Source organism: Bradyrhizobium sp. S3.7.6 (assembly GCF_054061875.1).
The window spans coordinates 5,721,202-5,743,738 of the sequence record NZ_JBSSEQ010000001.1 but is presented as its reverse complement, the minus strand read 5'-3'; the positions used below and the strand labels follow the sequence as shown (position 1 = coordinate 5,743,738).

Here is a 22,537-nt window from a genome sequence, read left to right as displayed (position 1 = left end):
AGCGCCGCTGACGATGAGTTCTTCTGTGCTCATGGGATCACAGCCTCCATCCGAGCGCGCTGCGGTCCGCTCGCTTGGTTCTGATACTTGCCGCGATACGGCTGCTCGGTCGGTTCATCGAGCAGCTTGAACACGACCTGGGCGATCGGCGTGCCGGCGCGCAGGCGGATCGGCCATGGCAGGAAGCGCGTCAGCTCCAGCGTGAGAAAGCCGTTCCAACCGGGCTCGATGATCGTGTTCTGCACGAACACGAACAGGCGCGCGTTGGTGCTCTTGTCCTTGACCTCGGCGCAGACATCATCGGGCATATCGAATTGCTCGATGGCGCTGGCGAGCCGTCCCCAGAACGGCCAAAGCCAGATGGTCTGTGCGAGGCGAATGTCATAGCCGCACGACGACAGGCCGAAGCTGCGACCTTCGAACGTCGTGCGCTCGAAGCATGGGGTTATCATGGGGCGCTGCAACGCGAGCTTCAGGCAACGCTCGCGGATGGATTGCGTTGACAGGATCATCACGCCGCCTCCGCAGACTTCAGGCGCCAGTCGGCAATCCATTGCTCGACGATGGTGCCGCTGTTCCACCATGAAACCTGAACTTGCGTGCCATGGGGATAGAAGCAAAAGCCGGTCACGATGCCGACGATGTCGCCGCTGTCGATCTTGACCTTGTCGCCAAACATGAAGCTGGTTGTGAACGTGACTTTCACGGCGTGATCTCCGGCGCCGGAAAAACGGCGATCAGAGTTGCAAGGTGAATTGTGCCGGCGTTGTCGGTGAAACGATCGTCGATCACGTGCTCGGCGACGATCTCCAGATGCGAGACGGCCACATCTTCGAAGATGAGCTGGGGCATGGGATCGCGACCGGGGCCGGCAGCGTTGCGGTTACGAACCCAGACGAAACGTATCGGATCGGATGCTTCAAGCTTCTCGCGGTCAGCATCGCTCAGCGGCCCGCCGCTCGCGGCGAACGTCATCAGGTCAGTCATATGTCCCTCGGTTTACTGCTGGTTGGTATGGATGACGCGCGCGCCCTGAAGCTCTGCGCGGATGTTGCGAAGCTCATCGAGGACGCAGAACGTCGCGATCATGAGACCCCAAATGGCGCAGGCGATGAGAGCTAGGCGCATGCGCGGGCCTTCGCGAGCGCAGCAGTCAACGCGACTTCGTATTTCTGCTTGGCATGAATGATGGTCGTATGCCGGCGATTGAGAAGCGCGGCGACCTTGCGCACGGGCGCGTCGGTCATAAGAAGGACGATGCAGACGATCTTCTGTCGCTTGATGACGATCACGCGCTTGCGGGAGGGCGCGCACAACTCATCGAGATCGGCATGAAAGGCTTGCGCCGCGATCTCCAGCATGAGTTTCGCCTGATTGGAGCTAGGCGTGAGCTGGCGATGATACTCGCGATCGATCCATGCAATGCGAGCGGCGTCGTTGGGGAGCTTCGGCAAGCTCGACTGCGGCGAAGGCACAGGCGCGCGGCTGGCGCGCGGCCCTTCGGCCGCTGCCATCATCACCATCATCATGGTCATTTCCTCTGGGGAGCGGGCGAGGAGGTCGCCCGCGTCGTCAGCAGGAATGACGTTAACGGCTGGTTAGGTCAATTGTGCTTGGTAGATAACTTAGTGGCGACTTTCGTCAGCCTAACGTTAAGTCGTTCTAGGCAGAGTGGAAAACGGACATTACCCGTCCAAGTACGGTGTAACCGGAGATTTCTACGGGCTGTGGATGACCTTCGAGAACCATGGAAAGCTGCGTAACGTCAGAGAGCGTCACATGGGCTCGCTTGGCTTCCTTGCCCTCCGGGTCAGTCACGTACCAAATGCCGGTCTCGTTGATGTCGTTTCGCGAACTGTCGATCAGGAAGTAATCGCCGCGATGGACGGGCGTGCCGTCCGGCAGCTTGCACGGCGTCATGACGCGCTTCATCACGACGCTGTCGGGGTCGCAGTTGAAGCTGAACTTCAAAACCTGCGCCGGGATCATCCATCGCGCTTCCGGCTTCTCGGTGTCGATACCATTGGCGTGCGCCTTCATCGTCGGCCTGATCTCCAGCACTTCAGCGTTAGCGGCGCCGCCGATGTCCTTGATGTTGTCGCCGGGTGAATGGTCGTTTGCTGCGGCAAAATGCAGGCGTGGCGATGTCGGCACATCGCCGTGTCGCTTCTGGCGCTTCTTGTCGAAGTGCTGCGCGAGCTGGTCAAACAGCGCTTTCGGCGTTTGCTTCACCTTCATGGTCAGCCAATCGATCGGCACCGAAGTCAGCTCTGCAAAAGCCTCGATGCGATGCGCGGGGACTTCATCAACCCTGTCTTGCTCCCATGACGTGACAGTCGGGCCGGAGACATTGAGAGCCTCAGCAACCTGATCTCGCGTCATGCCTGCAGCAAGACGCACCGCGCGCATTCTACCTCCAACGGTTGAGAGCTTTGCCGCGTTTGACGTTGGTAGATAACTCATTCGTTCCCTCCAGAAAGCGGTAGATAACGATCTTACGTAAATCTCGTTATTAACTTACGTCTCGCTCCCCTAACCGAAAGGGAGCGTTATGACGAAAGCGAAGAAGCCCGGCGACAAACGCGCCGAGTGGATTAACCCCCAGGACCCCGTGCTCCTCGCAATCCGCGAGACGCGCGGCCTCGCGAGCGAGATCGCGAAAATCTGCGGGATCAAGAGCCCTAACGCTCCACACGCATGGAAGCGTGTTCCGGCCGAGCACGTGATCAAGGTCGGCGAGTTCCTGCGCATCGCCCGTCACCGCATCCGCCCTGACATTTACCCCGCCAGCTAACGGCTGAACTACCGGGCATTTGCGGAAAAGTCAATTTTACTGACGGTCAATCCATGGTTGCTTCTAACGGCATCAATACCTTCTGGACCTCAGATCGCGTTGTAATCCTTCGACGATTGCACGCGGATGGGTTGAGCGCTTCGGAAATTGGGAAGCAGCTCGGCTGCACTCGCAATGCCGTTATCGGCAAGTTCAACCGCCTGAAACTGACGGGAACTCGGCCGGCGTCAGTTCGGCGTCATAATTGTCGCAAGGCCGCGCTGCGGCGCCCGTTCACGCGGCAGGTTCGCAAGATCGAGGAGCCGAAACGTGAGCCTGTCGCCATCGTGGCCGGCGCTGGCGCCCCTGTTTGTTTCGATTGCCTTGGCGATGGTGACTGCAAAGCCGTCGTGTCCGCGAACGGCGAGCCGACGATGTACTGCGGCCACACGCGCGGCCTGAATTGGGAAGGCAAGCTCTCGTCGTACTGCGCGACGCATCACGCGCTCTACCTCATCCCGCCGAAGCTGCCTCAGAACACGCGGCGGGCCTATCGATGAGCCGCCCGTTCACTGTCGTGCGCAAGCGCGTCATCGATCCCAGCGAGCACACCATTCAGGCGAAGCTCTGGCAGATCGTGACGATCTGCAAGTGCGACGATGTCACCGCATTCAAAATCCCCAATGAAGGCCGTCGCGGCTTCCGCGCCGCTGCCATGGCGAAGGCTGAGGGTCTTGTCGCTGGCGTTCCTGATCTCGAATTCGTTTTGCCGCCGAACGGTCGCGCGGCCTTCCTCGAATTGAAGAAGCGAACCGGCTCGCTTTCCGTCGCTCAGATTGGCTTCAGCGCGCAATTGAAACGCAGCGGCGCGCTCTGGGCTGTCGCGTACTCGCTCGAAGAGGCGGCCAGCATCCTCATCGACTGGAATGTCCTGAAGCCGATCGCAAAGGAGATGTTCCTGTGAGCCTGTCCGAGATCGATGCCGCGATCGTTGATGGTCACGACCGTGACGCGATGCGTTTGCTGATCGACCAGAACCTGCGCTCGACGAAAGCGCTGGCTCAGTTCGTCCGCTGGTATGAGCGTTACGAGCGCGATTGGACCGCTGACGAATATCGCGACAGCGTCGAATTCTTCGATCTGCGCGATGCCTATGACGCGGCGAAGGGAGCTTTGAAATGAGCTTCAGCGCAGCGGTCATGTTGGTGCTGTTCGCGAGCCTGCTTGGCTTCGTCAATGGCAGCATCGATCTCGGTTTGAAAATCCTGTTCTGGGGCGTCGTCATCGTCACGATCATCAAGGTGATCGGATGAAGCTGATCAACGAGAAATCGATCGGCGCGAAGCTGACCGACACACCGCGCGAACATCGCATCACGCACAAGGGCATGGCGCACTTCGCCGGCACCGGACCGCATGGCCGCACGTGCCGCGAATGCATCGATTGGGACGCATTCAATGCGTCTTATCGCGCTTACGACGGCCAGCTCACGGATGCCGTCTGCAAGATGTTCTCGAAACTCTCTCGCGGCCGGAAGGGCGCGAAGGTGCCGCACCATGCGGAAGCCTGCCAGCACTTCAAGATCAACCCCAGCGCTCCAGAGAAATTCAAGCGATGAGCAATCTGCCATCCGACATCCCGACCAGTGTCGCTGAGCTGTTTGAAGAGCTGGCGATAAAAGTCGCCGCTGCCGGTTACGACCGGTATTCCTCCGATGCGATCCTTCATCGCATCCGCTGGCACATGAAGATCGAGCGCGGTGATCGCGAGTTCAAGTGTAACGATCATTGGACGGCGCCGCTGGCGCGCTGGTTTCTCGCTCGTCATCCCAACATGGCCGGCTTCTTTGAGTTGCGCACGCGCCGCGAGGCTGCGTGATGGTGGTCGATAAGAAGCTTCTCGACGAGACCAATGCGCGCTGGCTGGAGGGCAAGGTCAACCTGCTCGAATACACCGCGCATCATGTCGCTAAAGAGCTGATCGCGTGGTCGCCGCAGTTCAATGGCGCCGACTACACGACGTTGGTCTCGAAGGTTCGTCTCTGGCAGTTGGGATTGCTTCCGTGAGCGACGATCCCTTCGAAGCCTACGGGGGCCGCTCCGGCGCGACGCATACGCGCGCGAAGAAGTCGCACGTGATCCAGTCGGAGAAAGAAGCTCCGATGAAGCCGAGCGCCATGGAAGAGGCGCAGCGCGAAAAGTCCGTGCTGCTCTCGCAGTTCAAGAAAGCGAAGCGCGCCGAGCACCAGGCGATGCTCGATGGTGCGCACGGCAAGCCTTACGCCGTGATGATGGCGATCGTGAAGAAACTGCCGGCCAGCTCGCAAGAGCTTGTCGCGAACCTGCGCAGCGGCTGGACCGCGCCGCTTGATCGTAACGAACGCCAGACCGTGCTCGGCATGATCTCGGCTCGCATCATGTTGGAGCGCGAGAAGCAGGGGCTCTCGCCGCTCGATGATCCGCTGCCGGGTGATCCCGACAATCTGTTCATCATCTGCCGCAAAATCATCATGGGGTACTGAGCATGGCGATCTCCAATGTAGTCGAGTTGCGCAAGGTCGTCACCGATCAAGAAACTGCATCCCTCCACGATGTAGCGAAGGCGATTGGCATCAAGCTGCGGCTCGCTGATCAGAACGACAATGATGCTGCCAACCACCGTCGCGAAGCGGGCGAAATGCTCGTCACGCTGCGCGCACGCATCGAAGCTGACAATCAGAGCTGGAAGCAGTTCGTTTATGACTATTTCGACCGGCCGCCCGCCGAGCTGGAAAAGCTCATGAGGTATGTAGCGGCCTGCAAAAGCGTGCAAGCCGCGATCGAAGCTAAGCCGGAACTGGCGGGCATGTCGGATCGCGTAGTCGGGCGCGAAGTTGGCGTTCATCACGAAACCGTCGCTGCTGCTCGCAAGGCAGTTGGCGAAAAATCGCCAACTGAAAATTCGTGCAGCAATTCCAAGACGATGGTGGAGAGGCGCACCGGCAAGGACGGCAAGCAATACAAGGCCACGAAGCCGCAGGCACAGATCAAGCAACAGCAGCCGTCGAGCACGCTTATCGAACAATCGATGCGCCTCGTCGCCAAGATGACCGCAGCAGAACGCCAGACATTTTTCAGCAGACTGAAGGAGACCTACAAGTGAAAACGATTAAGACGAAAACGATCCACACCATGAAGGTTCAAGTCGGCGTCACCAGCATCGACATCAATGACGGCGAGTGCCGCGTCGCAACGCTTTGCATGGAGAAGGTTGCCATCGCTCGCGCATTGAAGACGATGTTTCCTAATGAGCCAGCACACAAGCTGCACGTTCGCGTTGACGCGGGCCACATCAAATTCAATATCGCCGGTTATCACTGGCGGGCAGACACACCAGCAGCGGCGAAAAAGGCATTGATCGACTTCGACCGCAATGTCGAAGTGCGTCCTCACAAATACACCTTCACCGCTACTCGCCTGGGCAAGGTGCAGCCCATGTCGCGTGACCGCCAAATTCAAATCAACGTCGCGCGCGATCGCCGCAAGGCGGAAGGTAAGCCGGACAAAATCTATAACGCGGCGATCCGTAAGCGCATCGTTGGTTATGACTTGACCCATGGTGAAATCACCAAGGCCAAGCGCGCCAGCACCGACAGCAGCCACGGGGCGTAGTTCACCGCACGATGAATGGCGACACGACGCCGTTCATCTATCAGCTCGAAGAAAAACTCTATTGGCGTGCTCGCCGGCTCTCGAAGCCGGGCGTCACGGTCCGCAGCTTTAAGAAGGTCAAGTGATGAACTTCCTCCGTCGGCATCTCGATGCGCACGCCGCTTCGATCAACCGCTTCGATCCCAATGAGCGCATTCACACGGTCGGCGCGTCCGATGTAGGGCAGTGCGAGCGCAAGGTGTTCTGGTCCAAGAAGCTCGACGACAACGTCGAGCCCGACGCTGACTATGTCGATACTTACGGCGCCAAGCTGCGCGGCACCATGTTCGAAAATCACTTCTGGGCGCCGGCTCTGAAGGCGCAGCTCGGCGATCGTCTGCTCTTTGCCGGCGAAGATCAGCAGACGTTCTTCAGCGGCTATCTGTCGGCGACGCCGGACGGCATGGTCACGCAGCTCGACGAAAATGAGCGCGCGCTGATCTCTGCGATGTCCGGCGTCCCGTGCGGTCTGATCGGCAGCGAGGTCATGGTCGAGTGCAAGACCTATGACCCGCGCACCAACCTTGCCGACCCCAAGACCGAGAACGTGTTTCAGACGCACGTGCAGATGGGTCTCGTGCGCGAACTGACCCCGTACAAGCCGACGCATTCGATCCTGTCGTACACCGATGCGTCGTGGTGGAATGAAGGTCCCGAATTCGTCATCGAGTTCGATCCGCAGATTTACGCGAACGCCAAGACGCGCGCCGCTCGCATCATGCTGGCGAAGTCTGCGGAAGAGCTGGCGCCGGAAGGTTGGATCGGCGGCGGCAAGGATTGCGAGTATTGCCCGTTCACCCAGGCGTGCGGCGTTGAGCGTCGCCGCGTGCCTGATGCCGAACTGAAGAAGGGCATGCTGCCGGAATTCGTCGCGGAGGTTACTGAACTCGCCCGCGCCGTGAAGCAGATTGATGCCGCGATCGACAGTCAGTCGAGCATCATGAAAGAGCTGCAGCACAAGCTCAAAGAGCGCTTGCGCGCCGAAGGCTATCGCAAGGTGCCGGGCGTCGTGAGCTGGTCTCCGATCGCCGGCAAGACGACCTATGACGGCGTCGCCATGCGCGAAGCGCTGACCGAGCTTGGCATCAACATCGAGCAGTTCGCCAAAGTCGGCGAGCCGTCCGATCGATTTCAAATCACCCTGAAGGGCTAACCGAAACCCAACGCGACACATGCCGGGGCCTGTGGTGGGCCGCAAGGAGTGGTGTGACTGCCGTGAGAGCGCGGCGCAATCCTTGAACAGAAAACAGAAAGCATTGAGCAAATGAACGCACTGACTAATACCAATCAGACCGGCATCGCTGTCGATCAGGACTTCGATCCGTTTTCCGCATATGGCGCGACCGCTGGCACGCGCATCATCGGCAAGTTGCTGAAGTTCAATAAGGGCGACTGGCTCGTCGGCCAGAACGGCGACATCATGCAGGAAGGCACCGAGCTTGCCGCGAACATGAATGAGCTGCTTGTCGGCTGGATCAAGTGGAAGGACAAGAAGCCTGCCGAGCAGCTTCTGGTGCCGCTGATCGATAGCGTTGCAGCGATGAAGCGTGGCGATCTCGCTATGGCGAAGCGCGAAGCTCTCGGTGATACCGACGAAAGCCAATGGGAGACTGACGACGATGGTAAGCCGCAGGACCCGTGGCAGCAGACGAATTATCTGCTGTTTAAGGTGCCGGGCCTCGACGATCAGGATGCTCTCTTCACGTTCACGGCGTCGTCGCGCGGTGCCATCAACGCCGTCAAGGCGCTTTGCACCGACTTCGGCAAGCAAAAGCGCATGTGGGCGCGAGGCGAAATGCCTGTCGTGAAGTTGCTTGTCGATAAGTACAAGCACGACAAATATGGCTGGGTCAAAATCCCCCTGTTCAAGATTGTCGGCAAGGTCAGCCCGGCCGAGTTCGAAGCGGCTATGGCGGAAGAGGCTGCGCAGAAGGCGGCAGACGACGCCGGCCGCAAAGCTGCTGACGAAGATATCCCGTTCTGATTGATTACGGACTGAACGACAACGACGCCGGGCATACGTGCCCGGCGCTTCTATCAGCGAACCATAGAACGGGGCAGGGATGACGACGGCAATTGAATTTTTGAAAGCATGGTTCGCTCACACGACGGGACCGATTTACACGTGCTCATTCACCAATGAGCGCGGCGCCGGACCGGAGCGGCACGTTCTGTCGCGCAAGCCGGCCGAGATCACGGGCTTCGTCGAGCGCTGGGATCAGAACGGTCGCGGCACGTTCGTGTGTGTCAGCACCATCAAACAGGGCGCGCAGAAGCGCAACAAAGAGAACGTCGAGCAGTTTCCTGCGCTGTTCATCGATATCGATTTCAAGAATACCGATTTGCTCGGCGACGAACCGATTGAAGACGTGATGAAGCAACTTCGTCGCGCCAAGTTTCTGCCGAGCGCGACCATCCTGTCGGGCGGCGGCGTGCATGCCTACTGGTTTTTGAAAGAGCCGTTCGATCTCGACAGCGATGACGCCAAGGCGCGCATCGAGGCGGCGCTGCGTCAGCTCGCCGATATTTTTGCCGGCGATCTTCAGGTCTGCGAGGTCGCGCGCGTCATGCGCATGCCGCAGTCTCGCAATTCCAAGACCGGCGAGCCGATCCCGGTCATGATCGCGAGTTTCGACCCCGATCGCCGCTATGAGCTGGACGACCTCGAAGAATGGTTCTCCGAGCAGTCGCCGTTGCTGCTGCGCAAGGCGCGCGAGCCCGGCCAGACTGTCGGCGAAATGCAAGTGGCCGACGACGACTTCTTCGCGCAGTATGCGAAGGAGCACGGCATCAAGCCGCCGATCGATGTCATCGCGCGCCTCGAAGGCATGATGTACATGGGGCCTGGCGATAGCTCGATCCATCAGACGCAAATCCAGTGCGCGGCCTCGATGCTCTCGACGGGCATGGAGCTTGAAGACGTCGTCAACGTCATCATGCATTACACGCGCCTCGCCGCTGGCGGCTATGGTGCGCGCTGGAATTGGCGCATCGAGGAGCGCAATCTGCGCAAGGATTGCGAGAGCTGGCTGAAGAAGCATCCGCGCGATGAGAAGAAGAAGGTCGAGCCGAAGTTCACCGTCATCGAGGGCGAGCTGCAGCGTAACGTCACGACGCGCAATGAAGTCGAGCGTGAGGATAAGGAAGGGCGCGAAGCCGTTGATGGCAACGTCGTCAAGATGCCGGTGATCACGCCGGCGCCTCCGAAGCCGAATGAGCTGCACATCGCGATCGGCAAGGCCGTCATTGCCAAGTTCGCGGCCGATGGCGAGCAGATGATCCGCACGAAGGAAGGCGCATGGCTCTACAGCAACGGCGTTTGGGAGCTGCGCACCGAGTACGATTGGCTCGACGTTCGCGTCGAGAAAATCTCGGTTGGCTTCGGCTACAAGACCAGCATGAAGCTGATCAACGAGACGCGCAACTGGATCAAGCGTCAACCGGAGTTGTGGCGCGACAATGAACTGCCATGGGATCAGCATGGTAAAATCCCGACGCGCTCGGGTCTCGTCGATCCCTTGACCGGGACGCTGGAGCCGGCGCGCCCGGATCACTTCTGCACGTGGCGCGTTGAGGTCGATTATGATCCCTCTGCAACCTGCCCATGGTGGCAGACGATGATCTCCGACATGTTCGGCGACAAGGATGACGGCGAACAGGCTGATCTCGTGCGCGTCGTGCAGGAATGCATGGGCGCGGCGCTGATCGACAGCAAGCCGCGCTCGATGTCGAAGGCGCTCGTGTTCTGGGGAATTCAGAACCTCGGAAAGTCCGGGCCGCTCGATGTCGTCGCCGGCATGTTCGGTCGCGTCATTGCTGCGCCGATCGGCACTGTCGAGAGCACGCACGGCGCCATGCCGTTTCGCCAGCGCCAGCCTTGGGTGTTGCATGAGGCTTTCGGCGGCCAGTGGCATTTCTCCCAGACCGTCAAATCGATCATCACGCAAGAGCCGGTCGGCATCAACGTGAAGAACGGCCCGCTCGTCACGCAGATCGTTCGCGCGCCGATCTTCTGGGCCACGAACTTTCAGCCGCAGTTCAAGGAAGCGACCAAGGCGATCGTGTCCCGCATGATCATCATCGAGGTCTCGCGCCAGTTCTTTGACGACAAGCCGGTCGGCGCCGCCGCTGAAGCGATCCGCCGTGGGTTCGCCAAGCCCGGCGAATTCGTCGCGGCGACCGAGCTGCCGGGCGTTCTCAATTGGGCGATTGCCGGGCTTCGCAGGGCGCTGGAGCGGGGTTCGATCGAGCTGACCGCCAGCATCAAAGAAACCTCGGAAGCCATCCACCGCGACAGCAACCTCGTGGCGGGCTTCCTGGAGGACTGTATCGAATTCGACCCCATGGCCCGCATCCGCGTGTCGGATTTCTGTCTGGCGCATTCCGCATGGTGGATGGAGTTGAAGGGCGAGGACCGGCGCCTCCCGACCAATGAGGCGATCGGCAAGGCGATGAAGTCTATCGGCGACCCGCGCATCGGCGCCGATCTCAAGGAGATGCGCGACAACACGAGCCGGTATTATTGCGGGATCGCACTCAACAAGAGCGGGCTTCGCTACCATCGCACAGCTTTTGAGAGCCGTCTGTTTGAGGGCAAGATCGCGACCGCTACGGACCCGGCGCGCGAGGTCAATTCGATCATTCCGCCGAGCTGGGACACGCGCAAAAGCGTCGTCGCGATGCGCGCGCGGCACGGTGACAAGGGCGAGGCTCAGTGACGCCGCATGACGGTTTGTTGTCACAGCGTCTGTGACGGCTGACAGATCACCACCAAAATCAGGTTCGCCGTCACTGAAGCCGTCACTCCTCTAAGCTACTGATCTTCTTATTTCTTCTTCTTCTTATGACAGTAGTGACAGGTAAAGAGAGACTATAGAGAGAGAGAATAGAGATATGGAAGAGAGAGAAGGGAATAAGAGAGTATTAGGGAAAGTAGGGAATTCGCTGACATTTCCGTCACGCTGTCACGCGACGCCTCATTCACCTTCGGACTGCGCGCGATGAGCCGGCGTGATGGCATGACCATGACGATCGACCTCGCTATGCGGCAATGGGCGCCGCGCGTGTCCGAAGCAGCGCTTGCCTTCGAGGCGCGATGGACCCGGCTGGCGGTGCGGAACCTCGACGCCAAGATCGCCGAAGCCTTCGAGGGCGCGCTGACTGCCTACGCGACCGCGATGGAGCTGGGAACCGCCAGCGAGGTCAACGAGACCGGGGCGCGGCTGTGCCGGGCCTATGGCGTGATCTCGGCGAAGCTCGCGGCGGCCGGCGTGCCGGATGATGCGTACATGGTCGGCGCCGATCCCAAGACCGGCAAGCGCATCATCATCGCCAGCTCGAAGGCGGCCGGCGAGCGCGCCCGTGCGCAGGCGGGCAAGCGCTTCGCTGCATGGTTCTCGCCGGACGAGATCGCGACGATGATCGCGCACGACGAAGCGAAGCAGAAGATCGCAGCAGTCAAGGACGCCTTCCCGGGCGCCGAGATTTTGGGGGTGACGAATGCCGACGACGCTGATTAAGAAAATCCTCGACGACGAACCGGCAGCACCGGCAGAAGAGCTGCCTCCGCGCTGGAATGGTCCGCATGTCGGCTTGCGCATCACTGAGGGCTTCGTGACGTTTCGCGCGTTGCCGCTTGGCGCGAAGGGCGGCGCCGCATCAGCCTGGCCGTCGTACATGTACGAATGGGAAGACTTGCTCGCACAGCAAGCACAGGGCGAGCTTGAACGCACGATGAAGCAGCAGAACCGTACCCACGTCTCGCCGTCAGTGCGTGAGATCACGCGCGCGATCGAGGTCAGCTATTGGCCGATGAAGTATCTGTCGGCGAGCCATCCGCATCTATGCGAAGCGGTCAACGCGCTCGGAAAGGCGCACGCGCTTGAACGTGATGCGGGATGGGTGACGAAGAAGCGCGGCGGCTTCGCTGACACTTGGCGCCTGCGTCACGACACCGGTTGCGACATCATCGCGACGCGGTTGATCGCTGATCGCGTGCCGGTGTTTTGATGCTGATTTGCAGAGGAGTGTCAACCGCGCCGTTTTTCAGAATAAGGAATTTGTTTTTCAGAATAAGCGCGCTCGTCGTCTGGGGGTTTGATGCTGCAATATCCACGTGAAGGTGAACGCGACTTCATCGCGAGCATCGAGATTGCGGCGGTGTTCATCGGCCTCGCTGATGCATGTTGCTTGGTGCGATCGACGCGCGACCTCGAAGCGAGCGAGCGCGAGCTGCGCAAGATGTGGCCGAGCCTGCAGATCGTCGCGGCATGGTGGGTCGAGACCCGGGCCGACGCCGATCTGCTGGCGCGCCGGCTGAAACGCAAGGCGCCGTCCGTTGATGGCTCGGTGTTCACCGTGCAAGCCGAGATCGAGGCGGAAGCGGCCCGTGCCGGGCTAAAACTGACCAGCCATGCGACCGTTATGCGGAGGGTGTCCGAAGCAGCTCGGCGGGTTGAGGCCGCTCTGGGGGCTGCTAATGCCCGGGGCGAGCTGGCATGGTTCAATCGGTCATACCGAGAGTACCGGGCGCGGGGCGGGCGCCGCATGAGCTACAGCGCCGCCCGATCGTGTCTGCGTCGCGCCATGGTGCGCCGGCTGACACTGGTCGAGCGCATCGAGTACGGCCCGGAAATGCTGGCGGAAGTGTTCGGGGAGGGGTGGTGACATAGTTATCGACCGCTTTCAGTCGATTGCGGTAGATAACTGGATTGCCAAACCTAAAAACCGGGGGGATACCTATCGCCCGACGTGGGCGAGCTGTGCGCGCCTCCGGGCTTGGTGGATTGAAACTAAAACGCGCTCCGAACCGTCATGGTCCGAAGCGCGTTTTTTGTTTGTTTGTCCCCAGCAGAGCAGCCTTATCGCGAGTGCCATTCGCCGCGATGATCCTTTAGGTATTTCAGAATAAACGCGATCTGTTTGGCATCAACCTTCGCGGCTTTCAGAACGTCCTCGGGCGTCAATTCCTTCTCGACCATCAGCGCTAACACCATCGCCACGGGGCGAGGGATTTGGTTGGCGTCGATCCAACGCGAGATGGTGCGCTCGTTGACGCCGAAGAAGTGCGACACGCCGCGCAATGTTGTGAAGCCGAGCTTTTCGACGGTCTCGCGGAACTGATAACCGTTCATGGTTGGCTTGCTGGCGCCGCCTGACATCACGAACCCGACGGCAGGAAGTACGCGGCGATCAGGACGAGCAGCATGTTGCCCGAACTATTCTCAGACATGTTTTAGTCTCCCTATTTTTCGTCATCCTCAGTTTGATAGATGTCGTATCGCTCGACGATGACCGTCTCTGTGTAGCGTGTCCATCGTCGTGCGCGCATCAACCATTTGCGCCCGACGATCTTGTGCCCGCCGCTAACAGCGACGGGCTTCTTTGTGCAGTAGTAAGTTTCGCCGTTGGCGACGACGATCATGATCCTCCAGCCTTCGCCTTACACGCCGCATAAGCCGCGCTGAAACGCTGCTCTGAACGGCACAGGCTTTCGAACTTGTTGACGAACATGACGACCGCGTCGTCAGACCAAGTCGCCTCAGTCGATCGGTTTTCGTTCATGGCGCTATCGACGACCTTGACGAATTCGCGCGCCAGCGCGCGCAGGTTGACGGCGTCCTGTACGTCGATCGCAACCTTGTGACGGTTGTACGTCTCACGGTTGCCCCACGCGATCACGACGTCGCCATTTGATGCGGTTTGCATTTGCGTTCCTTCCGATGAAGCATGATTGCTTCGTGCTGCGCAGCTCGATGGCTGCGCAGTGTCGAAACAGTCAGTGAACTAATGCATCGATGATATGTGCGATCCCCCAGATTGTTAGTGACCAGACAGCGATTGAGAGGGCGATGCCGAGAAGCAGCCCGACGTTGAGGCGGCGCATTCTCGTATCCTTACGACATATGGATCAAACCATCGTCGCCTCGCCATAAGTCGCGACCTCGCCACTGTGACGCGCTCTTATGCAGTGTGTCGCCGACATCGCCGAGATCGCGATCCCAATAACCAGTGCCGTGACCGTTGCGCGAATACCAGAAGTCACGACCAGCGGCCTTTTCGTCATAACCGTTGATCCGTCCCTTATCGAGCGCTTCATCGAGAGCGATGCGGTTCTGTATTTGAAACGCCTTGCACTCCTCGATCATGGTGCGGAGCGTGAGTGGCGCTAACTCGGCGAATGTCGCATGCTCCAGATCGTTGTCGGCGTCGTCGCCTGTGCCGGTGCTCGTGAAGAACATCGCCTCGATGTAGCCTTGCGTGAATTGATCGAGTGCAGCGTATCGGCGCGCCGCTTCAGGCGTGCCGAGCGATAAAATAAATTCGGGCATTAGCAACCCTCTCTGATGAAGCATGATTGCTTCGTGCTGCGCAGCTCGATGGCTGCGCAGTGTCGAAACATTCAGGCCGGCTTACTTACGACTAGCGCGCCACTTAGCGGCGGCTTCTCGCGAGATGAGCACGCGGTCTCCGATAGTGAACGTCTCGGGCATTTGCTTGCGCAGCTTGTAGAAGAGCTGCACGCTGATCTCGTGACGTTCGCAGAACGTTTTGATGCTGTATGCATCAACGGCATCGGCTGGGCGGTTTGCTTTAACCGCAGTCAGAATGCCGTTGAGCAAGCCGGTTAGGGTCTTGAATTGACCTGCCGCGATCTGCATTAGGCGTTCTCCTCCTTCTTCAACAGGTTCATCACAGCCACGAACTTCTCCATCGACATGGAGCCGATATGGCTGATTGAGACCGTGCCGTCGCTGTTCAGTGTGCCGCTGACGTAATGGTCGCCGCTACTGCTACTGACGCCTGCAGTCTGCGCACTCTGATCTCGCCGATGCACATTCATGCCTGGCAGCTTGCTGCTGAGCTGATGCATGTGCTCGACGATGTTATTGCGAGCTGCCACTTGGATGGCAGCATATTCACGCTGCAGCTTCAGCGCCGCTTGCGACGCATCGATCACGCGCTTCTTGATGTCCTTTGCGATGACGTCAATCGAGCGTGCATCAGGGCTCACCGTTGCATCGCTGCACTTGTGATCCTTGCTGTAGTGGTTGCGATCAGCGTGCTTGATCTCGGGCGCCTCGATGTAGACAGACACCCGGCCTTTGCTGCCGTAGCGGTTACCGGTCACGATGATCAGGTCAGCACCGAGCATGAACGTCGCGCGGTTGTCCTTGTCATCGTGAATGTCCTCGCGCGGCTTATTCAGTGCGCCGCCCTTCAGGGCTTTCGCGAGGTCAGAAGCGAACGCGCGGACATCCGTGACAATCTCGGAACGACCGTGGCGATCGATTTGCTTCTGATACTTTGACATTGCAGAGACCTTCCTGAGCCTAGTGGCTCGATGAAGCATGATTGCTTCGTGCAGCGCTCCGAAGAGCGCTGTGTCGAAACATTCACGAGTGAGTGTATCCATCAGGCTCGATGCCGAGCCACATGCCGCACCAATGCACCATGATGCAGTCATAACCGGGCTGCACCGTGCGACGGAAGGCGCGATAGCCGCGCAGCCAGTCGCTCCGCTTAATCTCAGGCACCGGATGCTTGCGCGAGTGAACCCGCGCGAGCGCTTCGCGTTGCTTGCGTGTCGTCTTGACCATGATTGCCTCTCCGATGAAGCATGATTGCTTCGTGCTGCGCTCCGAAGAGCGCAGTGTCGAAACAGTCAGTATTCGCTCGGCAGCAAGATCGTGCTGTTCGTGTAGAACAGCGCGACCTCGTCGAGAGGGAAGTCAGTGAAATCGATGACCTCGCTATGCACGATGTTGCCGTTGCCGTCATCGCAAGTCAGTTCTGCGCGATGGCCTGCGGCGATTAGCTTGAGCTTCCACGTCTGGAATTCTTCAGCTCTTACTTCTGCCTTGAGCTGCAGCGACGCGATCTTATCGACGAGCCAGTATGCGCTCGCCTTCTCGGCGAGATACTTCACGCCGTCAGTGTAGACGATCGTACGCATCAGGTTGTGACGATAGACGCGCTCAGAGCCAGTGAATTGCGCGAGATCGCTTTGCGTGATCATGTTGTGCCTTCCTAGATGAAGCATGATTGCTTCGTGCTGCGCAGCAAGCTGCGCAGTGTCGAAACAGTCAGGCGCGATGCTCGATCTTGTTTTTCGCAGGATCGAGAGCGAGCTTCGCATAGCGCTTCGTTGCGCTCGCGACCGTCTTCTTCAGATCGGCTTTGCATTCCTCTGCAGTGGCGCGCCAAACGCCGTACTTGCTCGATTGATAACGAGAGCCGTTCAAAGTCGTCTGCAGCTCGGCACGATAAGCGATCTCGCCTTGAGCGTTCGTGTACTTCACGACCTGATTGCTGTAGCCGATGCGGCGAGCGACTTCGGCCTTGCTCTTCAGGTTGAAGTATTCGGTCAGCAGCGTCTCGGTGTGAACGACTTCGCGAGACCAGTCGTTACCGCCGCGATACAAGCTGAATTCCATCTTGTCTTCTCCATGATGAAGCGTAAGCGCTTCGTGATGCGCAGCTCAGCGTTAGCCAACGCTGCGCACTCGAAAGGCTTTGCTCTGCTGGGGCGTGGCGCTTCCGCTTTCTAGGATACTCGCGGGCCGCTTGACGTTGGTGCGGATGGCTTGCTGGGCTACTTGCTTTTGCTTTTGCCGAACCGGCCTTTTGGAAGGGACCGGACCATCTGGTGAACCCCGGGCAATTCGACCCGGCCGAAGCAGTAATGTAGGACATTTTGTCCGGTTTATCAACGTCAATAAAACTGACGTTTTTCAAGGGGTTAGCCCCATATTCACCGGAAAAACCGAATGTTCAAGTTTGACCTCGATGTAGGCGGCCTGATCCAAAGCGCCGAGCAATGGGGCGCCGCCGCAGACCAGATGCCTTTCGCGCTGTCGCGTGCGCTGAACGATGCCGTGAAGGATGCTCGGCAGCATCTCGTTGATCAGACTTGGCCGACGCACGTGACCGTGCGCAATAGCCAGTTCATCGGATGGGCGCTGCGCATCGAGTTCAGCGACAAGTACAATCTTGAGGCTCGCATCTATGATCAGAGCAAGGGCAACGTTCACTTGGCGCTGCATGACCAGGGCGGCCTCAAGACAGCGCAAGGTCGTTTCATCATCCCGACCAAGGCAGTGACGCTAACATCGCGCGGCGTTCGAACTGATCAGCGACCGGTCAACATGCGCAAGAAAGTCGTGATCGGAAATTCGATCTATCAAAAGCAGGGTCGGGGCAAAAACAAAAAGCTCGTGCGGATGTTCACGCTGACGCACAACGTCAATCAACCTGCTGACGTGCCATTCAGCCAAGACTTCAAACAAGTGATCTCGGCGAAGGTCGATGCGTACTTCTTGCCTCGCATGCTTGAGGCAATGGCAACACGAAGATAGAGGGGCAATGAGCCAAAACAATCAGGCGCAACAGCGCCAGCAGGATCAACAGCGCCGATCGGTGTTTGCGATGCCGGGCAAGCGTGACGAAGATGAATACTCGCAGTCGTATGTTGCGATGCTCAATGTGATGCGTCGCCTGTATGATCTGTATGGTGATCCTGCTATCGGCGAGATCATCACCAAGGCTGAGCGTGCGCTGGGACGGTCGCGCTAAGTATGACTGCAAGGATCGCCGCATTGTTTGATGCTGTGCTCTCCAGCATAGTGATTGCCTTAGTGATTGCGTTCTATCTGCTGCCGCTGCTGTTCATCTGGGCCGCATGCTCTGCATGCAATTCGTTTCGCATCATCATCAGCAAGCTACGTTCACTGCGATGTCTCACGCGATGCTGACGCCGATGTATCTCACGCTTGCGGCGTGGTCGTTACTGTCGTGGTCGCCTATGTCGATCGTGTTCCTGCATCTTGCATTCGATTTGCAATTCGGCAAATCGGCAGCCTTAGCAATCTCCGAAAGGTCCGGCCTGGGTCCTTCCCCTACCCCGGGGTAGGGCGGGTCGCGCGCGCGCGTTCCACATAGCTAGGGCGCAGTTTTTTCTAAGGGGTTGATGAAAGTGGCGACTATCGCAGAGGCTGCAGGGCATCTCTTCCTGACGTCGGCACGGTTCCAAGAGCTTGTTTCGTCGGGTGTCATCTCCAAGGCCGATCGCGGCGCCTATGACCTCGACAGGGTCCGCGAACAGTACATCAAGAACATCCGCAAGAAAGCGTCGGGCCGATCCGGCGATGCGGAGGGACTGACCGAAGCGCGCGCCGAGTTGACGCGCGAGCAGACCGCAGCCGTTGCATTGAAGAATGCAGTATCGCGCGGTGAATACGTGCCGCTGGCGCAGTGCCTGCGCGCGGTCGAAACCATCTTCGCAACGTTTCGCGAGCGTTGCCTTGCCATCCCGGGCAAGACGGCATCGGGGTGCGAAATGCGTTCGCGCGACGAGGTCGAAGAGATCATCCGCGCCGAGATTTACGAGGCGTTAGATGAACTCACTCAACCTATCCTCGACCCCAACGTCGAGCTGGGCGGCGATAGCGCTGAGCTTGTCGAAGGCTCAGACGGTGGTGAAGCCGCCGCCGAACCTGAACCTGATTGAGTGGGCCGACACACACCGTCTCGTCTCCTCGAAGAATTCCGCATCTCCCGGTCGCTGGAAAACATCGGCGCAGCCGTGCGCATTCGGTCCGATGGACGCGGTCACGCGCGCCGACACGCATACGGTCACGATCATGGCCGCGACGCAGGTTCTCAAGACCGAGTTCCTGATCAACGTCTGCAGCTACTATATCGCGCAAGACCCGGCCGCGATCCTGTTCGTGCAGCCGACGCAGGGCGTCGCCGAAGACTTCTCGAAAGAGCGTTTCGCGCCAACGGTCGAGATCACGCCGCAGCTTCGCGCGCTGGTCGATCCGCCGCGCGCGCGAAACTCGATGAACACGATCTCGCATAAAGAATTCCCAGGCGGGACGCTCGACTTCGTCGGCGCCAATTCGCCGACCGATCTTGCGTCGCGACCGAAGCGCATCATCCTGTGTGACGAGATCGATAAATATCCGATCTCGGCCGGCAGCGAAGGCGACCCGTTGAAGCTCGCCGAAGAGCGCGCCTCGACCTATCGCGCGCTGGGCCGAGCGAAGTTCGTCCGCACGTGCTCGCCGACGATCAAGGGAATGTCGCGGATCGGCCGCGAGTACAGCGTATCCGATCAACGCAAGTTGTTTGTCGCCTGTCCTCACTGCGACTATGTGCAATTGCTCAGTTGGGCGAATGTGCGCTGGGATCGCGATGAGATGGGGACGCATCAGCCGCAGACGGCGGCTATCGTGTGCGGGCTCGACGGCGGCGGTTGTGGTGCTGTGTGGTCCGAACGCGACCGCGTCCATGCTCTCGACGCTCTCGCAAATGCCCCGGGCTACGGCTGGCGCCAGACCGCGCCGTTCGCGTGCTGTGGCGAGAAGCGCACGCCGTCGAAATGGGACGAGAAAGGCCGATCGCTCTGCGAGGAGTGTGGCGCCCGTTCGCACTTCAACGGGCACGCCGGCTTTCAGCTCTCCAAGCTCTATTCGAAACGGCATCGCCTCGCCGATGTCGTGCAGGAATTTCTCGACGCCGGCCAAGATCAAGAGGCGCTGAAGAAGTGGACGAACACAGCTCTCGCCGAGCTATGGGAGCCGAAATACTCCGAGACGTTCGATCCTAATGCGCTGCTGGCGCGCGCCGAAGCCTATGACGGCGAAGACCTTCCGGAAGCGGTCCGCGTGGTTACCGGCTTCTGTGACGTGCAAGGCGATCGTCTCGAAGTTCAGTTGATCGGCTGGGGCCAGGACGAAGAGGCGTGGCCGTTTCAGTACACGATCATCAATCAGGACCCGACGCAGCCGCAAGCTTGGAAAGAGCTTGAGCAGTTGCTGCGACAGAAGTTTCACACGACGACCGGCCGGATGCTGCGCATCGCGTCGTTCGGCATCGACTTGCAAGGGCATCATACGGCTAACGTGCTGGCGTTCACGCGGGCGCGTAAAGGCCGGCGCATCTTCGCCTGTCGCGGCGTCGCTGGGCCGAAGCCGATCTGGCCGGGTCGATCGTCGCGCGCGAAGACCGGCGACGTGATCTATAACCTCGGCGTCGATACCGCGAAGGATGCGATTTACGCGCGGTTGAACATCGCGCCGCCTGAACCCGGGCAGAGCAAGCCCGGCTTCATTCACTTCCCGGTCGCCGACAACTTCGGCCCGGAATACTTCGAACAGCTCAACTCCGAGCGTCGCGTCGTGCGCAGGCGGTTGGGCCAGACTTACATTGCTTGGGAAAAGGTGAGGGACCGAAACGAAGCGCTCGACACGTTCGTCGGCGCGCTGGCGATGCGCAAAGCTCTGCCGCGCATGATCGCGCGCGATCTCGAATACTCGGTGACGCATGACAGCTTCACTGACGATAGCGAGGGCGCGCCGAGAGTGCCGGCAGGCGACACAGAGCAGGCGCCGGAAGCCGAAGCCGTCAAGCATTCTGCCTACATCAATCAGAATTCGCCAGATCGCGCGAGACCGCGCGTGATCTCGCCGAATGTCGCGAGAACGCACGCAAACAACTTCATCGGCCGCGACACGAGCGGGTGGTTTCGGAGATAATCTGCCTTGGCTTCACCATATCGAAATATCACGAGCCCGTCGATCGTGCCGCGACAGGTGTACGGAACGCCGCAGGGATCGACCGGGGCAGCGCCATCGCCGTATCAACGCGCGCGTGCGGTAGCACTCAACAACGTCTATCCGTCGCCGCAAGTGCAGTTGACCGATACCACGGGGCGGAACAACATCGTTCCGCCGCCTGCCGGCTTCGGTTGGCCGTTCGCGCTGTATCCGTTGGTCGTCCGGCGCGTCAATGGCGTCGTCACGACGGACTTCAATCCGGAAGCCTATGCGCGCGCTGAACTCGCAGGGCCGAGCTTCTTCGTCAACGGCTCCACTGGCAACAACGCCAACCCCGGCACGTCAGCACTACCCGTCAAATCGATCTGGAAAGGAACGCAGCTCGCCAACGCGACTGGCGTTCCGTGCAACGTGCAAGTCGCGTGGCTCAGCGGCGGCTACTCGCGCGCGGACGGCTTCTCGAATACCTCCACGCCCGTTCCGAACACTGTGCCGATCGCGTACATCGCGACCGGCGCGCCGTACCCTGCGAAGGGCGGCATCATCGATTGCTGGGTCGGCGACAATAACCTCGCGTGGTCTGGCACGACTGACGCGACTTATACGACGCTCTACACGGCGACGCGATCGAATGTCTCCCAGGTCATCAACCCGACCGTGCTCGATGTTTACGGTGATCCCATTATGGGGACACAGTACGCAGACGCAGCGAGCGCGCACGCCGCGAGCGGCAACGCATGGGCTCAGGTCGGATCGCTGGTCTATGCGAAATGGGCAGGCGGCGCTCCCGTCACCAACGCGAACACGCACGCCTTGCTGAAGGCGACGCCGAACTTCGTGCAGGATGCGACCTCGAAGTCCGTCTATATGAAGGGCTTCAACTTCCACGGCGGTGCAGCCGGCGCTATCGCATTCGGTGCTGCCGCGAACATGAATTTCATCGCGGTCAATTGCTCGGCTGGTTATGCCGGCGACGCAGCGACGAATGTGAATGCGTTCAAGCTGGATTTCATGACCGGGCTGTGCGCCTTGGTCAACTGCATCGGCATGAATGCCGAAGCTGACGACATCAACGGACACTGGACGCCGGGCGGTACGCCGGGCCTCTACCCGCTTACGATCGGATGCATCGGCCGCAATGCCGGCCGCGATACCGTGCTGTCGTGCAATGGACTGACGTACCACGACAACATCATCGCGATCGACATCGGCGGCGAATATTATCGCAACTATGGCGCCAACGTCATCCCGATCAACGGCTGTCAATTGTGGTGCGTCGGGACGAATTCACACGACGCTTTCGGCGATGTCTCGCACGGCGGTGCCGCAACTCCGATCGACTACCAGACGCAGGCCACAGCGAAGATGTGGCTGGCTCACTGCCAGTCGTCAGGGTCTGCAACCGCTCTTCTCGCTTCGGATACATCCACGATCCTGACGCACGGCTTCGTGCAGTCGGAGGGGCAGAAACAGACGCGCGACGCTGGCGCGCTGTTCCTGACGTATTGAACCAA

37 protein-coding genes are annotated in these 22,537 nt (G+C 59.6%); 22 read left to right on the top strand and 15 right to left on the bottom strand.

Going from position 1 to position 22,537, the window contains the following annotated elements:
• Nucleotides 1-29: 29 nt before the first annotated feature.
• The 6 genes from ACVJ5M_RS28370 to ACVJ5M_RS28345 form a co-directional block, all read right to left on the bottom strand.
• Nucleotides 30-512, bottom strand: a complete 483-nt coding sequence (locus tag ACVJ5M_RS28370; RefSeq protein WP_456679534.1) for a dCTP deaminase — start codon at nt 510-512, stop codon at nt 30-32.
• Nucleotides 512-706 (bottom strand): hypothetical protein, encoded by a 195-nt coding sequence (locus tag ACVJ5M_RS28365; RefSeq protein WP_456679533.1) that lies wholly within the window; start codon nt 704-706, stop codon nt 512-514. Before ACVJ5M_RS28365 ends, ACVJ5M_RS28370 begins: the two co-directional genes overlap by 1 nt.
• A complete protein-coding gene (locus ACVJ5M_RS28360; protein WP_456679532.1) occupies nt 703-987 on the bottom strand; it encodes a hypothetical protein in 285 nt (94 codons plus the stop codon). The genes ACVJ5M_RS28365 and ACVJ5M_RS28360 overlap by 4 nt, the downstream gene beginning before the upstream one ends.
• Before the next feature lie 12 nt (nt 988-999).
• Nucleotides 1,000-1,128 (bottom strand): hypothetical protein, encoded by a 129-nt coding sequence (locus tag ACVJ5M_RS28355; RefSeq protein WP_456679531.1) that lies wholly within the window; start codon nt 1,126-1,128, stop codon nt 1,000-1,002.
• Nucleotides 1,119-1,529 (bottom strand): helix-turn-helix domain-containing protein, encoded by a 411-nt coding sequence (locus ACVJ5M_RS28350; protein WP_456679530.1) that lies wholly within the window; start codon nt 1,527-1,529, stop codon nt 1,119-1,121. The genes ACVJ5M_RS28355 and ACVJ5M_RS28350 overlap by 10 nt, the downstream gene beginning before the upstream one ends.
• A 133-nt stretch (nt 1,530-1,662) precedes the next feature.
• The gene (locus tag ACVJ5M_RS28345; RefSeq protein ID WP_456679529.1) at nt 1,663-2,409 is read right to left on the bottom strand and encodes a helix-turn-helix domain-containing protein; all 747 of its coding nucleotides are present in this window, start codon (nt 2,407-2,409) and stop codon (nt 1,663-1,665) included.
• 142 nt (nt 2,410-2,551) lie between these two features.
• On the opposite strand from ACVJ5M_RS28345, the gene ACVJ5M_RS28340 reads away from it, so the two are divergent.
• From ACVJ5M_RS28340 to ACVJ5M_RS28260, 17 genes are all read left to right on the top strand, one after another.
• Nucleotides 2,552-2,794, top strand: a complete 243-nt coding sequence (locus ACVJ5M_RS28340; RefSeq protein ID WP_456679528.1) for a transcriptional regulator — start codon at nt 2,552-2,554, stop codon at nt 2,792-2,794.
• Between the two features lie 53 nt (nt 2,795-2,847).
• Nucleotides 2,848-3,333, top strand: a complete 486-nt coding sequence (locus ACVJ5M_RS28335) for a GcrA family cell cycle regulator (RefSeq protein ID WP_456679527.1) — start codon at nt 2,848-2,850, stop codon at nt 3,331-3,333.
• Nucleotides 3,330-3,737, top strand: coding sequence for a VRR-NUC domain-containing protein (locus ACVJ5M_RS28330; protein ID WP_456679526.1), 408 nt, complete (start codon nt 3,330-3,332; stop codon nt 3,735-3,737). Before ACVJ5M_RS28335 ends, ACVJ5M_RS28330 begins: the two co-directional genes overlap by 4 nt.
• Nucleotides 3,734-3,955, top strand: coding sequence for a hypothetical protein (locus tag ACVJ5M_RS28325; RefSeq protein ID WP_456679525.1), 222 nt, complete (start codon nt 3,734-3,736; stop codon nt 3,953-3,955). The genes ACVJ5M_RS28330 and ACVJ5M_RS28325 overlap by 4 nt, the downstream gene beginning before the upstream one ends.
• Complete coding sequence (locus tag ACVJ5M_RS28320; protein WP_456679524.1) at nt 3,952-4,086, top strand: hypothetical protein; 135 nt, start codon at nt 3,952-3,954, stop codon at nt 4,084-4,086. The genes ACVJ5M_RS28325 and ACVJ5M_RS28320 overlap by 4 nt, the downstream gene beginning before the upstream one ends.
• Nucleotides 4,083-4,391, top strand: a complete 309-nt coding sequence (locus ACVJ5M_RS28315) for a hypothetical protein (RefSeq protein WP_456679523.1) — start codon at nt 4,083-4,085, stop codon at nt 4,389-4,391. The genes ACVJ5M_RS28320 and ACVJ5M_RS28315 overlap by 4 nt, the downstream gene beginning before the upstream one ends.
• Nucleotides 4,388-4,651 (top strand): hypothetical protein, encoded by a 264-nt coding sequence (locus tag ACVJ5M_RS28310; RefSeq protein ID WP_456679522.1) that lies wholly within the window; start codon nt 4,388-4,390, stop codon nt 4,649-4,651. Before ACVJ5M_RS28315 ends, ACVJ5M_RS28310 begins: the two co-directional genes overlap by 4 nt.
• Nucleotides 4,651-4,839, top strand: a complete 189-nt coding sequence (locus ACVJ5M_RS28305) for a hypothetical protein (RefSeq protein ID WP_456679521.1) — start codon at nt 4,651-4,653, stop codon at nt 4,837-4,839. Before ACVJ5M_RS28310 ends, ACVJ5M_RS28305 begins: the two co-directional genes overlap by 1 nt.
• A complete protein-coding gene (locus ACVJ5M_RS28300) occupies nt 4,836-5,294 on the top strand; it encodes a hypothetical protein (protein WP_456679520.1) in 459 nt (152 codons plus the stop codon). Before ACVJ5M_RS28305 ends, ACVJ5M_RS28300 begins: the two co-directional genes overlap by 4 nt.
• 2 nt (nt 5,295-5,296) lie before the next feature.
• The gene (locus tag ACVJ5M_RS28295; RefSeq protein ID WP_456679519.1) at nt 5,297-5,914 is read left to right on the top strand and encodes a hypothetical protein; all 618 of its coding nucleotides are present in this window, start codon (nt 5,297-5,299) and stop codon (nt 5,912-5,914) included.
• A complete protein-coding gene (locus tag ACVJ5M_RS28290) occupies nt 5,911-6,423 on the top strand; it encodes a hypothetical protein (protein ID WP_456679518.1) in 513 nt (170 codons plus the stop codon). The genes ACVJ5M_RS28295 and ACVJ5M_RS28290 overlap by 4 nt, the downstream gene beginning before the upstream one ends.
• A 124-nt stretch (nt 6,424-6,547) precedes the next feature.
• Nucleotides 6,548-7,615, top strand: a complete 1,068-nt coding sequence (locus ACVJ5M_RS28285; protein WP_456679517.1) for a hypothetical protein — start codon at nt 6,548-6,550, stop codon at nt 7,613-7,615.
• A 111-nt stretch (nt 7,616-7,726) separates the two neighbouring features.
• Nucleotides 7,727-8,446 (top strand): hypothetical protein, encoded by a 720-nt coding sequence (locus ACVJ5M_RS28280; RefSeq protein WP_456679516.1) that lies wholly within the window; start codon nt 7,727-7,729, stop codon nt 8,444-8,446.
• A gap of 79 nt (nt 8,447-8,525) precedes the next feature.
• Nucleotides 8,526-11,180 (top strand): hypothetical protein, encoded by a 2,655-nt coding sequence (locus ACVJ5M_RS28275; RefSeq protein ID WP_456679515.1) that lies wholly within the window; start codon nt 8,526-8,528, stop codon nt 11,178-11,180.
• Nucleotides 11,181-11,462: 282 nt separating this feature from the next.
• On the top strand, nt 11,463-11,981 hold the full coding sequence (locus tag ACVJ5M_RS28270; RefSeq protein WP_456679514.1) for a hypothetical protein: 519 nt from the start codon (nt 11,463-11,465) through the stop codon (nt 11,979-11,981).
• On the top strand, nt 11,962-12,471 hold the full coding sequence (locus tag ACVJ5M_RS28265) for a hypothetical protein (RefSeq protein ID WP_456679513.1): 510 nt from the start codon (nt 11,962-11,964) through the stop codon (nt 12,469-12,471). The genes ACVJ5M_RS28270 and ACVJ5M_RS28265 overlap by 20 nt, the downstream gene beginning before the upstream one ends.
• A 90-nt stretch (nt 12,472-12,561) precedes the next feature.
• Nucleotides 12,562-13,128: a hypothetical protein gene (locus tag ACVJ5M_RS28260; protein ID WP_456679512.1), complete on the top strand. Its 567-nt coding sequence runs from the start codon at nt 12,562-12,564 to the stop codon at nt 13,126-13,128.
• A 194-nt stretch (nt 13,129-13,322) separates the two neighbouring features.
• On the opposite strand, the gene ACVJ5M_RS28255 is transcribed toward ACVJ5M_RS28260, so the two are convergent.
• From ACVJ5M_RS28255 to ACVJ5M_RS28215, 9 genes are all read right to left on the bottom strand, one after another.
• Nucleotides 13,323-13,622 (bottom strand): hypothetical protein, encoded by a 300-nt coding sequence (locus ACVJ5M_RS28255; protein ID WP_456679511.1) that lies wholly within the window; start codon nt 13,620-13,622, stop codon nt 13,323-13,325.
• 83 nt (nt 13,623-13,705) lie between these two features.
• Nucleotides 13,706-13,885 (bottom strand): hypothetical protein, encoded by a 180-nt coding sequence (locus tag ACVJ5M_RS28250; protein ID WP_456679510.1) that lies wholly within the window; start codon nt 13,883-13,885, stop codon nt 13,706-13,708.
• Nucleotides 13,882-14,142, bottom strand: coding sequence for a hypothetical protein (locus ACVJ5M_RS28245; protein WP_456679509.1), 261 nt, complete (start codon nt 14,140-14,142; stop codon nt 13,882-13,884). Before ACVJ5M_RS28245 ends, ACVJ5M_RS28250 begins: the two co-directional genes overlap by 4 nt.
• Before the next feature lie 215 nt (nt 14,143-14,357).
• Nucleotides 14,358-14,792 carry a hypothetical protein gene (locus ACVJ5M_RS28240; protein WP_456679508.1) on the bottom strand — a complete coding sequence of 145 codons (435 nt, stop codon included), beginning with the start codon at nt 14,790-14,792 and terminating at the stop codon, nt 14,358-14,360.
• 81 nt (nt 14,793-14,873) lie between these two features.
• Nucleotides 14,874-15,122, bottom strand: a complete 249-nt coding sequence (locus ACVJ5M_RS28235) for a hypothetical protein (protein ID WP_456679507.1) — start codon at nt 15,120-15,122, stop codon at nt 14,874-14,876.
• Nucleotides 15,122-15,775 (bottom strand): hypothetical protein, encoded by a 654-nt coding sequence (locus tag ACVJ5M_RS28230; protein ID WP_456679506.1) that lies wholly within the window; start codon nt 15,773-15,775, stop codon nt 15,122-15,124. The genes ACVJ5M_RS28235 and ACVJ5M_RS28230 overlap by 1 nt, the downstream gene beginning before the upstream one ends.
• A gap of 82 nt (nt 15,776-15,857) precedes the next feature.
• Nucleotides 15,858-16,061, bottom strand: a complete 204-nt coding sequence (locus tag ACVJ5M_RS28225; protein WP_456679505.1) for a hypothetical protein — start codon at nt 16,059-16,061, stop codon at nt 15,858-15,860.
• 65 nt (nt 16,062-16,126) lie between these two features.
• Entirely contained in the window at nt 16,127-16,480 is a 354-nt protein-coding gene (locus ACVJ5M_RS28220; protein WP_456679504.1) for a DUF6876 family protein, read from the bottom strand.
• A 67-nt stretch (nt 16,481-16,547) separates the two neighbouring features.
• On the bottom strand, nt 16,548-16,898 hold the full coding sequence (locus ACVJ5M_RS28215; protein ID WP_456679503.1) for a hypothetical protein: 351 nt from the start codon (nt 16,896-16,898) through the stop codon (nt 16,548-16,550).
• Between the two features lie 333 nt (nt 16,899-17,231).
• Here ACVJ5M_RS28215 and ACVJ5M_RS28210 point away from each other — a divergent pair, with 333 nt between their 5' ends.
• The 5 genes from ACVJ5M_RS28210 to ACVJ5M_RS28190 all read left to right on the top strand — a co-directional run bounded on the left by ACVJ5M_RS28210 (nt 17,232) and on the right by ACVJ5M_RS28190 (nt 22,532).
• Nucleotides 17,232-17,819, top strand: coding sequence for a hypothetical protein (locus ACVJ5M_RS28210; RefSeq protein ID WP_456679502.1), 588 nt, complete (start codon nt 17,232-17,234; stop codon nt 17,817-17,819).
• 7 nt (nt 17,820-17,826) lie between these two features.
• Nucleotides 17,827-18,036, top strand: a complete 210-nt coding sequence (locus tag ACVJ5M_RS28205; RefSeq protein WP_456679501.1) for a hypothetical protein — start codon at nt 17,827-17,829, stop codon at nt 18,034-18,036.
• A 394-nt stretch (nt 18,037-18,430) separates the two neighbouring features.
• Nucleotides 18,431-18,970 carry a hypothetical protein gene (locus tag ACVJ5M_RS28200; protein ID WP_456679500.1) on the top strand — a complete coding sequence of 180 codons (540 nt, stop codon included), beginning with the start codon at nt 18,431-18,433 and terminating at the stop codon, nt 18,968-18,970.
• Complete coding sequence (locus ACVJ5M_RS28195) at nt 18,918-21,002, top strand: phage terminase large subunit family protein (protein ID WP_456679499.1); 2,085 nt, start codon at nt 18,918-18,920, stop codon at nt 21,000-21,002. The genes ACVJ5M_RS28200 and ACVJ5M_RS28195 overlap by 53 nt, the downstream gene beginning before the upstream one ends.
• Nucleotides 21,003-21,047: 45 nt before the next feature.
• Nucleotides 21,048-22,532, top strand: coding sequence for a hypothetical protein (locus ACVJ5M_RS28190; RefSeq protein ID WP_456679498.1), 1,485 nt, complete (start codon nt 21,048-21,050; stop codon nt 22,530-22,532).
• Nucleotides 22,533-22,537 lie beyond the last annotated feature (5 nt).